This is a genomic window from Escherichia sp. F1, assembly GCF_046764225.1.
GTDB lineage: Bacteria > Pseudomonadota > Gammaproteobacteria > Enterobacterales > Enterobacteriaceae > Escherichia > Escherichia coli.
Genome location: NZ_CP177202.1, coordinates 1,372,713 through 1,384,706 on the forward strand (window position 1 = coordinate 1,372,713; position 11,994 = coordinate 1,384,706).

At 52.2% G+C, this 11,994-nt stretch carries 8 protein-coding genes; 5 read left to right on the plus strand and 3 right to left on the minus strand.

Annotated features, from left to right (window positions below; genetic code table 11):
* Positions 1-18: 18 nt before the first annotated feature.
* Positions 19-1,719, minus strand: coding sequence for a nitrate/nitrite two-component system sensor histidine kinase NarQ (gene narQ, locus ACK8NJ_RS06510; protein WP_001296285.1), 1,701 nt, complete (start codon positions 1,717-1,719; stop codon positions 19-21).
* A gap of 205 nt (positions 1,720-1,924) precedes the next feature.
* On the opposite strand from narQ, the gene aegA reads away from it, so the two are divergent.
* From aegA to ACK8NJ_RS06525, 3 genes are all read left to right on the plus strand, one after another.
* Complete coding sequence (gene aegA / locus ACK8NJ_RS06515; RefSeq protein ID WP_001078843.1) at positions 1,925-3,904, plus strand: formate-dependent uric acid utilization protein AegA; 1,980 nt, start codon at positions 1,925-1,927, stop codon at positions 3,902-3,904.
* A 67-nt stretch (positions 3,905-3,971) separates the two neighbouring features.
* Entirely contained in the window at positions 3,972-4,547 is a 576-nt protein-coding gene (gene nudK / locus ACK8NJ_RS06520; protein ID WP_001389740.1) for a GDP-mannose pyrophosphatase NudK, read from the plus strand.
* A 125-nt stretch (positions 4,548-4,672) separates the two neighbouring features.
* Entirely contained in the window at positions 4,673-5,716 is a 1,044-nt protein-coding gene (locus tag ACK8NJ_RS06525; protein ID WP_001270526.1) for a DUF1176 domain-containing protein, read from the plus strand.
* Between the two features lie 102 nt (positions 5,717-5,818).
* Here the strand turns inward: ACK8NJ_RS06525 and tkt are convergent, their stop codons facing one another.
* Entirely contained in the window at positions 5,819-7,822 is a 2,004-nt protein-coding gene (gene tkt / locus ACK8NJ_RS06530) for a transketolase (protein ID WP_112005459.1), read from the minus strand.
* Positions 7,823-7,841: 19 nt separating this feature from the next.
* Positions 7,842-8,792, minus strand: a complete 951-nt coding sequence (gene tal / locus ACK8NJ_RS06535) for a transaldolase (protein WP_001003734.1) — start codon at positions 8,790-8,792, stop codon at positions 7,842-7,844.
* 288 nt (positions 8,793-9,080) lie between these two features.
* Between tal and maeB the strand changes: the two genes are divergently transcribed.
* Both maeB and eutS read left to right on the plus strand, forming a co-directional pair.
* A complete protein-coding gene (gene maeB / locus ACK8NJ_RS06540) occupies positions 9,081-11,360 on the plus strand; it encodes an NADP-dependent oxaloacetate-decarboxylating malate dehydrogenase (RefSeq protein WP_000342645.1) in 2,280 nt (759 codons plus the stop codon).
* A 292-nt stretch (positions 11,361-11,652) separates the two neighbouring features.
* Positions 11,653-11,988 carry an ethanolamine utilization microcompartment protein EutS gene (gene eutS, locus ACK8NJ_RS06545; RefSeq protein WP_000356956.1) on the plus strand — a complete coding sequence of 112 codons (336 nt, stop codon included), beginning with the start codon at positions 11,653-11,655 and terminating at the stop codon, positions 11,986-11,988.
* The last annotated feature ends 6 nt before the right edge of the window (positions 11,989-11,994 follow it).

The following is an 11,994-nucleotide window of genomic DNA, read 5'->3' on the forward strand; positions in this document are numbered from 1 at the left end:
TTTGGTCAGTCGGAGGCATTACATCAGCTGACTTTCCTCACCCTCCGCGGAGCGAAAGCTAATACTCACTAACGTGCCGCCGCCGGAAGGTTGTGAAAAAGTCAGCGTCCCACCCAGCCGTTCCGCGCGCTCGCGCATGATATTCAGGCCATAATGACCTTCGGGTTCTTTCGGTTCACCGATGCCAATTCCGTTATCACGGATATAGACCGTGTGATTGCCGTCCGGCGCGGTGACGCAACTGACGGCGATTTCGCTGGCGTTGGCGTGCTTCATCGCATTCAGCACCGCTTCGCGAATAATTTGCAACAAATGCACCTGCATTTGCGCATCCAGCGCCAGGGTTGGCAGGCGGCAGTCGAGGGTCAGTTTAGCGCTGGTTTGATTTTGTAACGTATCCAGCATTTCCCTCAACGCGGAGGGGAGATCTGCCTGCTGCAGCGTCAGGCGGAAAGTAGTTAACAGCTCGCGTAACTGCCGATAAGCATCATTCAACGCCTGGGAAAAATCGGCCATGATACTTTGTGCGGTGGCATTATCTTCCGGTATCGAACGCTTCAGTAACGTCAACTGGATACGTAAGTAAGAAAGTACCTGAGCCAGCGAGTCGTGCAATTCGCGGGCGATGGTCGCACGTTCTTCCATCAACAATAACTGCTGAAAATGCTTCTGCGCCTGATTAAAGTACAAACCGCGTCCCAGCATCGACGAAACGCTGTTAAGCAGCGGTTCTGATGATGAAACGTGACTATTTTGCCAGTGCAGTTCGCCGTAAACCGTCTCTTGCATTGTCACCGGTAAAATCTGCATCGGCAGTTCCGGGTTTGGCTGCCCTTCGCTAATCCGCCAGTTGTCACCGACATTTAACTCCAGATATTCAGCCGCTTCATTGTCGCGAACAATCTGTAAAATATGGCGGAAACAATGCACATCAATCTGGCTGGTGTTCAGCGCCTGCGAACACTGATACAACACCTCCAGACGACGCTTGGCCTCGTGGAGATCGCGGGTCTTTTCTTCTACTGACGCCTCCAGCGAACGGTACAATTTATGTAGCTCGCTCGACATCTGGTTAAAGGTTTTGGCAAGCAGGCCAAGCTCATTCGGCAGGCTGGTATCCAGCGGTGGCGAGTCGAACTGTCCGTGTTCAATACGCTGACTGGCGGTAACCAGCTGATTCAGCGGGGCAACCACCTGATGGCGTATGCGGCGCAAAGTAAAAAAGACCAGCGTGAAAATACCGATGCCGCCAGCCAGGGAAATCGCCACCACCAGCAGCATTTTGCGTTCAGCGTAGTGCTGTAAAGCCAGTACGAACAGGTCTATCTGATTAACATAATTATTAATATTGGCCTGATACCACGGCAAGTCGCCCTTGCTGAGCCGATTATTCATCTCCAGCCAGTTGGCATTCAGATGCGCATAGCGGGTTTTTACTGCCTCTGGCACATACCAGACGTTGAGATTGGTTAATACCGGTGAATGCAGTGCCTGCTGAAATAACTGGCGATGTGCATTGAGTTGTGGACTGCCACTTTGCAAGTCGTAGCCCAAGCGGTAACTCTGCATACGCAGCGATCCGGCAATATTGATAGCCTCAGCGTCGCGCAAACTGCTCGCCAGAGTTAGCAGAGCGATACCCGTGGAAAGAATCGACAGCAGCACAATGTAAAAAAAGGCCCGGGCCAGACTGGCCGAGACGGGTCGTTTAACAATCACACGCGTCTTCTCCACAAAAAATCATTAATGTTCCAGTTCGCTGAAACACAATTTAGTCAGTGATGGGATTATTTGATCTGCCACAGTTTATAGCGAAATAGTTACTTATTCTGGGCACATGAACATTGCCGATTCCCCTGTAAGTCGGGTAATAACAACACTCATATAAAGAATAAGGTTTTTACAACCAAAAAAGAAGGTCGTTATGAATCGTTTTATTATGGCCAACAGTCAGCAATGTCTGGGGTGTCATGCTTGTGAAATCGCCTGTGTCATGGCTCACAATGATGAACAACATGTCTTGAGCCAACACCATTTTCATCCCCGAATTACGGTTATCAAACATCAGCAGCAACGTAGTGCAGTGACCTGTCACCATTGCGAAGATGCGCCCTGCGCCCGTAGCTGCCCTAATGGCGCAATCAGCCACGTTGATGACAGCATTCAGGTCAATCAGCAAAAGTGTATTGGCTGTAAATCCTGCGTGGTGGCCTGTCCATTTGGTACGATGCAAATCGTCCTTACCCCCGTCGCGGCAGGAAAAGTAAAAGCCACGGCGCATAAATGCGACCTTTGTGCAGGGCGCGAAAACGGTCCTGCCTGTGTCGAGAATTGCCCGGCAGACGCGCTGCAACTGGTCACTGATGCCGCACTCTCCGGCATGGCGAAATCCCGCCGCTTGCGTACCGCACGTCAGGAACATCAACCGTGGCATGCCAGTACCGCGGCTCAAGAAATGCCGGTAATGAGTAAAGTCGAGCAAATGCAGGCAACGCCCGCGCGTGGCGAGCCGGACAAACTGGCGATTGAAGCGCGTAAAACCGGTTTTGATGAAATTTATCTGCCATTCCGTGCCGATCAGGCACAACGGGAAGCCTCGCGCTGCCTTAAGTGCGGCGAGCACAGCGTTTGTGAATGGACCTGCCCGCTGCATAACCATATTCCGCAGTGGATTGAACTGGTGAAAGCCGGAAACATCGACGCCGCCGTCGAGCTTTCTCACCAGACCAACACTCTGCCGGAAATTACCGGACGCGTTTGTCCGCAAGACCGTTTGTGTGAAGGAGCCTGTACTATTCGCGATGAGCACGGTGCAGTAACTATCGGCAACATTGAACGCTACATTTCAGATCAGGCGTTGGCGAAAGGTTGGCGTCCTGACTTAAGCCATGTCACCAAAGTGGACAAGCGGGTGGCGATTATCGGTGCAGGTCCGGCGGGGCTGGCCTGTGCGGATGTTCTGACCCGCAATGGCGTGGCGGTGACGGTGTACGATCGCCATCCAGAAATCGGTGGCTTGCTCACTTTCGGCATTCCTTCTTTCAAACTGGATAAATCCCTGCTGGCACGCCGTCGGGAAATCTTCAGCGCGATGGGGATTCACTTCGAACTCAATTGTGAAGTGGGTAAAGATGTCTCTTTGGATTCGCTTTTGGAACAATACGACGCGGTCTTCGTTGGCGTAGGCACTTACCGTTCCATGAAAGCGGGTTTACCCAATGAAGATGCGCCAGGCGTTTATGACGCGCTGCCGTTCCTCATCGCCAACACTAAACAGGTGATGGGACTCGAAGAGCTACCGGAAGAGCCGTTTATCAATACCGCCGGACTTAACGTCGTGGTACTGGGCGGCGGCGACACCGCGATGGACTGTGTGCGTACTGCGCTGCGCCACGGCGCGAGTAACGTCACCTGCGCTTATCGTCGTGATGAAGCTAACATGCCAGGCTCGAAGAAAGAGGTGAAGAACGCCCGCGAAGAGGGGGCCAACTTCGAATTTAACGTCCAGCCGGTGGCGCTTGAGCTGAATGAACAAGGTCACGTTTGCGGAATTCGTTTCCTGCGTACGCGTCTTGGCGAGCCGGATGCCCAGGGGCGTCGGCGTCCAGTACCGGTGGAAGGCAGTGAATTTGTCATGCCAGCCGACGCGGTGATTATGGCGTTTGGCTTCAATCCACACGGGATGCCGTGGCTGGAGTCGCACGGTGTAACGGTAGACAAATGGGGCCGCATCATCGCGGATGTGGAAAGCCAGTACCGTTACCAGACCACCAATCCGAAAATCTTCGCCGGTGGTGACGCCGTGCGTGGTGCGGATCTGGTGGTTACCGCAATGGCAGAAGGACGTCATGCGGCACAGGGGATTATTGACTGGCTGGGGGTAAAATCAGTCAAATCTCACTGATAGCCTGCGCAGACAAACCCGACTTCACAGCGTAAGATAATTGTTCATTTCGCGCTGTGGAGTCGGTATGACGCAACAAATCACCCTCATTAAAGACAAAATTCTCTCCGATAACTATTTCACCCTGCACAACATTACCTACGATCTCACGCGCAAAGATGGCGAAGTTATCCGCCATAAACGTGAAGTTTACGATCGCGGTAATGGTGCAACGATCCTCCTGTACAACGCGAAGAAAAAGACCGTGGTTCTGATTCGTCAGTTCCGCGTCGCTACCTGGGTTAATGGCAATGAAAGCGGGCAGCTGATTGAAACCTGCGCCGGGCTGCTGGATAACGACGAACCGGAAGTGTGTATTCGTAAAGAAGCGATTGAAGAGACGGGTTATGAAGTGGGCGAAGTGCGCAAATTATTTGAACTGTATATGTCGCCAGGCGGTGTGACTGAGCTAATCCACTTCTTTATCGCCGAATACAGTGACAGCCAGCGCGCTAACGCCGGTGGTGGTGTCGAAGATGAAGATATTGAAGTGCTCGAGCTGCCGTTCAACAAGGCGCTGGAGATGATCAAAACTGGCGAGATACGTGACGGTAAGACGGTGTTATTGCTTAACTATTTGCAAATGTCACATTTAATGGACTGAAAAATAACAATAATATTTCGTTGTTTATTATTGGCTCAATCCGACAAATCTGATTGAGCCGCGCTACCTGCGCAACGAAGATACGACTTGTGCTGTTTGTTTGAACTTCTGGGGTCGTACCGTCCATGCGCTATCGCATTTTCCTTCTCTTTTTTTTCGCTTTGTTGCCGACGTCTTTGGTGTGGGCGGCACCAGCGCAACGGGCGTTTTCCGACTGGCAGGTTACCTGTAATAACCAAAATTTCTGTGTAGCGCGCAATACGGGCGATCATAATGGACTGGTGATGACCCTGAGCCGCAGCGCCGGGGCGCATACCGATGCCGTTTTACGTATTGAGCGCGGCGGGTTGAAATCGCCGGATGCGTCTGAAGGGGAGATAGCGCCACGGCTGCTGTTAGATGGTGAGCCGTTGGCATTAAGTGGTGACAAGTGGCGGATTTCACCATGGTTATTAGTAACCGATGATACGGCAACCATCACCGCGTTTTTGCAGATGATTCAGGAAGGGAAGGCGATCACCTTACGCGACGGCAATCAGACCATTTCTCTGAGTGGCTTAAAAGCGGCGTTGTTGTTTATTGATGCTCAGCAAAAGCGCGTTGGCAGTGAAACCGCGTGGATCAAGAAAGGGGACGAACCGCCGCTCAGCGTACCGCCCGCGCCTGCGCTGAAAGAGGTCGCGGTGGTTAACCCAACGCCGACGCCACTCTCACTCGAAGAACGCAACGATTTGCTGGATTATGGAAACTGGCGGATGAATGGTCTGCGCTGCTCGCTTGATCCGTTACGTCGTGAGGTGAATGTCACTGCGCTGACCGATGATAAAGCGCTGATGATGATTAGCTGTGAGGCAGGGGCCTATAACACCATTGATTTGGCATGGATTGTGTCGCGTAAAAAGCCACTGGCCTCGCGCCCGGTTCGGTTACGTTTGCCGTTCAACAGCGGTCAGGAGACGAATGAACTGGAACTGATGAACGCAACATTCGATGAAAAATCGCGTGAACTGGTGACCTTAGCAAAAGGGCGCGGATTAAGCGATTGTGGCATTCAGGCGCGCTGGCGCTTTGACGGTCAGCGTTTTCGCCTGGTGCGTTACGCCGCAGAACCCACCTGTGATAACTGGCATGGGCCAGACGCTTGGCCCACGTTGTGGATCACCCGTTAAACAAAATCCCAGATGCGCCCCTAAAAAGCGCACGGACCGTCCCCTCGCCCCTCTGGGGAGAGGGTTAGGGTGAGGGGAACATACAGCATCCGGCGATCACCATCAGGCACCTTTCACTCCCAGCACCTTATGCGCTTTTGCCACAATATTCTCGGCGGTAAAGCCAAAGAACGGGAACAGCTTATCTGCCGGAGCAGATTCCCCATAGCCGGTCATCCCGACAATTGCCCCTTTCAGACCAACATATTTGTACCAGTAATCGGCGATGCCTGCTTCCACCGCCACGCGAGCCGCAACGTTAGAAGGCAACACCGACTCGCGATATTCCTCATCCTGGGCGTCGAAAATATCGGTCGAGGGCAGGGAAACTACGCGTACATTGCGACCTTCTCCCGCTAATTTCTCTGCCGCTTGCAGGGTGATTTCCATCTCTGAACCGGTGGCAATCAAAATAATATCTGGCTTACCGCCGCTGTCTTTCAGTACATAACCGCCACGAGCAATCTCTTTAACCTGATCCGGCGTACGTTCCACCTGGGCCAGATTCTGCCTTGAGAGGATCAGTGCCGTCGGTCCGTTGTGGCGCTCAACGGCCAGCTTCCAGCCCACCGCTGCTTCCACCTGATCGCACGGTCGCCAGGTGCTGAAATTTGGCGTTAAGCGCAGACTGGCCAGTTGCTCAACAGCCTGGTGCGTAGGACCATCTTCGCCCAGGCCAATTGAGTCGTGGGTATAAACCATAATCTGCCGCGCTTTCATCAGTGCCGCCATCCGCGCGGCGTTACGGGCGTATTCAACAAACATCAGGAACGTCGCGGTATACGGTACAAATCCACCGTGGTGCGCAATGCCGTTGGCGATAGCGGTCATGCCAAATTCACGCACCCCGTAGTGAATGTAGTTGCCCGCCGGATCTTCCTTCAGCGAAACAGAACCTTTCCAGATGGTCAGGTTGCTGGGAGCCAGATCCGCCGAACCGCCGAGCAACTCAGGCAGCATCGGCCCGTAAGCGTTAAGCGTATTTTGCGAAGCCTTACGGGTAGCGATTTTCGCCGGATTTGCCTGTAATTCATTGATATATTTCTGAGTCGTTTTCTCCCAGTCCTTCGGTAAACCACCGCTCATCCGACGGGTAAACTCTTCTGCCAGTTGCGGATGAGCCTTTTTATAGGCGGCAAACTTCTCATTCCAGCTCTGCTGCGCTTGTTCGCCTTTTTCGCGGGCATCCCAGGCGTGATAAATCTCTTTAGGGATCTCAAATGGCGGATGGTGCCAGCCCAGTTTTTGCCGTGCCAGCGCCACTTCTTCTTCCCCCAGCGGTGCGCCATGCGCCTCTTCCTTACCTGCTTTATTCGGCGATCCAAAGCCAATCACTGTACGGCAGATAATCAGCGACGGCTTATCTTTCACGCTTTGCGCTTCAAGGATCGCTTCCTTCACCGCCTGCGGATCGTGGCCGTCGATCTCGTGGATCACATGCCAGTGATAGGCTTCAAAACGTTTTGCTGTATCGTCGGTAAACCAGCCTTCGGTTTCACCGTCGATGGAAATACCGTTGTGATCGTAAAAACCAATCAGTTTGCCCAGCCCCAGCGTGCCCGCCAGCGAACAAACTTCATGGGAGATACCTTCCATCAGACAGCCGTCGCCCATAAACACATAGGTGAAGTGATCGACGATCTCATGGTCTGGCTGATTAAACTGCGCCGCCAGTGTACGCTCTGCTATTGCCAGTCCGACGGCGTTCGCCAAACCTTGTCCAAGTGGACCGGTGGTGGTTTCAACACCTGGCGTATAACCAATCTCCGGGTGACCTGGGGTTTTTGAATGCAACTGACGGAAGTTCTTCAGTTCTTCCAGCGGCAGGTCGTAACCGGTCAGATGTAGCAAACTGTAGAGCAGCATCGACGCGTGGCCGTTGGAAAGAATAAAGCGGTCGCGATCATACCAGGTTGGGTCGGTGGGGTTATGTTTAAGAAAATCGTTCCACAGCACTTCGGCAATATCAGCCATGCCCATCGGCGCGCCGGGATGACCAGAATTGGCTTTTTGTACCGCATCCATACTGAGTGCGCGAATCGCATTGGCAAGGTCTTTTCGGGACATATAACACTCCGTGGCTGGTTTATAGTTTGGCGGCAAGAAGATCTTCCAGTTTGCGTTGATCAACGGCGAACAGACGAATGCCTTCAGACAGTTTTTCTACCGCCATCGCATCCTGATTGTGCTCCCAACGGAACTCCGCTTCGCTCATGGGAGCGGGGCGTGGGAACGTCTGAGAAGGTGGGATTAATTTACGTACCACTGGCGAAACTTTTTCCTGCAGCTCCTTCAGCAAATTCGGTGCGATAGTCAGTCGATCGCAGCCGGTTAAGGCGAGGATTTGTTCGGTGCGACGGAAGCTCGCGCCCATCACAATGGTTTCATAGTGGTGTTGCTTATAGTAGTCGTAGATATTGCGCACCGATTTAACGCCCGGATCTTCTTCAACCACATACGGGTCCATCGGCTTGCGTGCCTGATACCAGTCATAAATACGCCCGACAAACGGCGAAATTAGAAATACGCCTGCTTCTGCACAGGCCCGCGCCTGTGCAAAAGAAAACAGCAGCGTCAGGTTGCAGTTAATACCTTCTTTTTCCAGCTCTTCTGCCGCGCGAATTCCTTCCCAGGTCGAAGCCAGCTTGATCAGAATGCGTGATTTCTCAACGCCTTGTTGCTGATACAAGTCCACCAGATGGCGCGCTTTCTCAATACTCTTTTCTTTATCAAAAGAGAGGCGTGCATCAACTTCTGTTGACACGCGACCGGGTACGATTTTGAGAATTTCAGCACCGAAATTGACCGCCAGTTTGTCACACGCTGCGACCACCTGTTGTTCCTGGGTTTTGCCATTTTTTCTACCCCAGGCGATAGCATCGTCTATTAAATGCTCATATTGTGATAATCCGGCAGCCTTGAGTAACAGCGAAGGATTGGTGGTGGCATCCTGGGGATGATAATGGCGAATGGACTCAATATCGCCGCTGTCTGCCACGACAGTGGTGAACTGTTTGATGCCGTCTAACTCGTTCATAGGAAATACTCCTTGAAAAGTAAAGTGTTAGATGAGTGCGTTAATTCACACTTCTGAGAAATTTCGCTAAACGCATCAAAAAAGCATAGCAGACAGGCATGGTATTGCTGGATTAAGCAGGTAACATCAGTGTTATAGGATTATTACCAAAACATTATATTAATGGTGAGAGTTTGGACTTGCTCAAAGTCTGTAGACTCCGGCAGGGTAATAATGTGCGCCACGTTGTGGGCAGGGGCTGTTGCCCACACACTTTATTTGTGAACGTTACGTGAAAGGAACAACCAAATGGATGACCAGTTAAAACAAAGTGCACTTGATTTCCATGAATTTCCAGTTCCAGGGAAAATCCAGGTTTCTCCAACCAAGCCTCTGGCAACGCAGCGCGATCTGGCGCTGGCCTACTCACCAGGCGTTGCCGCACCTTGTCTTGAAATCGAAAAAGACCCGTTAAAAGCCTACAAATATACCGCGCGCGGTAACCTGGTGGCGGTGATCTCTAACGGTACGGCAGTGCTGGGGTTAGGCAACATTGGCGCGCTGGCAGGCAAACCGGTGATGGAAGGCAAGGGCGTTCTGTTTAAGAAATTCGCCGGGATTGATGTATTTGACATTGAAGTTGATGAACTCGACCCGGACAAATTTATTGAAGTCGTCGCCGCGCTTGAACCGACCTTCGGCGGCATCAACCTCGAAGACATTAAAGCGCCAGAATGTTTCTATATTGAACAGAAACTGCGCGAGCGGATGAATATTCCGGTATTCCACGACGATCAGCACGGCACGGCAATCATCAGCACTGCCGCCATCCTCAACGGTTTGCGCGTGGTGGAGAAAAACATCTCCGACGTGCGGATGGTGGTTTCCGGCGCGGGTGCCGCAGCAATCGCCTGTATGAACCTGCTGGTAGCGCTGGGTCTGCAAAAACATAACATCGTGGTTTGCGACTCAAAAGGCGTTATCTATCAGGGCCGTGAACCAAACATGGCGGAAACCAAAGCCGCATATGCGGTGGTGGATGACGGCAAACGTACCCTCGATGATGTGATTGAAGGCGCGGATATTTTCCTCGGCTGTTCCGGCCCGAAAGTGCTGACCCAGGAAATGGTGAAGAAAATGGCCCGTGCGCCAATGATCCTGGCGCTGGCGAACCCGGAACCGGAAATTCTGCCACCGCTGGCGAAAGAAGTGCGTCCGGATGCCATCATCTGTACCGGCCGTTCCGACTACCCGAACCAGGTGAACAACGTTCTTTGCTTCCCGTTCATCTTCCGTGGCGCGCTGGACGTTGGCGCAACCGCCATCAACGAAGAGATGAAACTGGCGGCGGTACGCGCGATTGCAGAACTGGCCCATGCGGAACAGAGTGAAGTGGTGGCTTCAGCTTATGGCGATCAGGATCTGAGCTTTGGTCCGGAATACATCATTCCAAAACCGTTTGATCCGCGCTTGATCGTTAAGATCGCTCCTGCGGTCGCTAAAGCCGCGATGGAGTCGGGCGTGGCGACGCGTCCGATTGCTGATTTCGACGTCTACATCGACAAGCTGACGGAGTTCGTTTACAAAACCAACCTGTTTATGAAGCCGATTTTCTCCCAGGCTCGCAAAGCGCCGAAGCGCGTCGTTCTGCCGGAAGGGGAAGAGGCGCGCGTTCTGCATGCCACTCAGGAACTGGTAACGCTGGGGCTGGCGAAACCGATCCTTATCGGTCGTCCGAATGTGATCGAAATGCGCATTCAGAAACTGGGCTTGCAGATCAAAGCGGGTGTTGATTTTGAGATCGTCAATAACGAATCCGATCCGCGCTTTAAAGAGTACTGGACCGAATACTTCCAGATCATGAAGCGTCGTGGTGTCACTCAGGAGCAGGCTCAGCGTGCGCTGATCAGTAATCCGACAGTGATTGGCGCGATCATGGTTCAGCGTGGCGAAGCCGATGCAATGATCTGCGGTACGGTGGGCGATTATCATGAACATTTTAGCGTGGTGAAAAATGTATTTGGTTATCGCGATGGCGTTCACACCGCAGGTGCCATGAACGCGCTGCTGCTGCCGAGTGGTAACACCTTTATTGCCGATACCTACGTCAATGACGAACCAGACGCAGAAGAGCTGGCGGAGATCACCTTGATGGCGGCAGAAACTGTTCGTCGTTTTGGCATTGAGCCGCGTGTGGCTCTGTTGTCGCACTCCAACTTTGGTTCTTCTGACTGCCCGTCGTCGAGCAAAATGCGTCAGGCGCTGGAACTGGTCAGGGAACGTGCACCAGAACTGATGATTGATGGTGAAATGCACGGCGATGCAGCGCTGGTGGAAGCGATTCGCAGCGACCGTATGCCGGACAGCCCTTTGAAAGGTTCCGCTAATATTCTGGTGATGCCGAACATGGAAGCTGCCCGCATTAGTTACAACTTATTGCGTGTTTCCAGCTCGGAAGGTGTGACTGTCGGTCCGGTGCTGATGGGCGTGGCGAAACCGGTTCACGTGTTAACGCCGATCGCATCGGTACGTCGTATCGTCAACATGGTGGCGCTGGCTGTGGTTGAAGCACAAACCCAACCGCTGTAATTCATTCTTAACTCTCACGCTTACCCTGAATATTCAGGGTAAGCGGTTTTCCTGAAATATATTAGCAAAGCTTATTACTGAGTTTGCGAATAATAAAAAAAGCAGTATATAAAATATCTCGATATTATTTTATTTATATTCATGCCTCGCATATGAAAGTTTATTCATAACAGTAAATATCTCTCCATTCTTAGTGATCTACCTCACCTTTTAAACGCGCTTGCCGAATTTTGTTATTTACTCTGACGAAAAATTGTCACGATACACGAAAGTTTTTCACAGGCGGCGACTCATGGATAAAGAACGCATCATTCAGGAATTTGTGCCCGGTAAACAGGTCACACTGGCGCATCTCATCGCGCATCCCGGCGAGGAACTGGCGAAGAAAATCGGCGTTCCGGATGCGGGCGCAATCGGCATTATGACGCTAACTCCTGGCGAAACGGCGATGATCGCCGGTGATTTAGCACTAAAAGCCGCCGATGTGCATATCGGTTTTCTCGACCGTTTTAGCGGCGCGCTGGTGATTTATGGCTCGGTGGGTGCAGTAGAAGAAGCGTTATCACAAACCGTCAGTGGTTTAGGGCGTTTATTAAATTATACGCTTTGTGAAATGACCAAAAGTTAATACGAG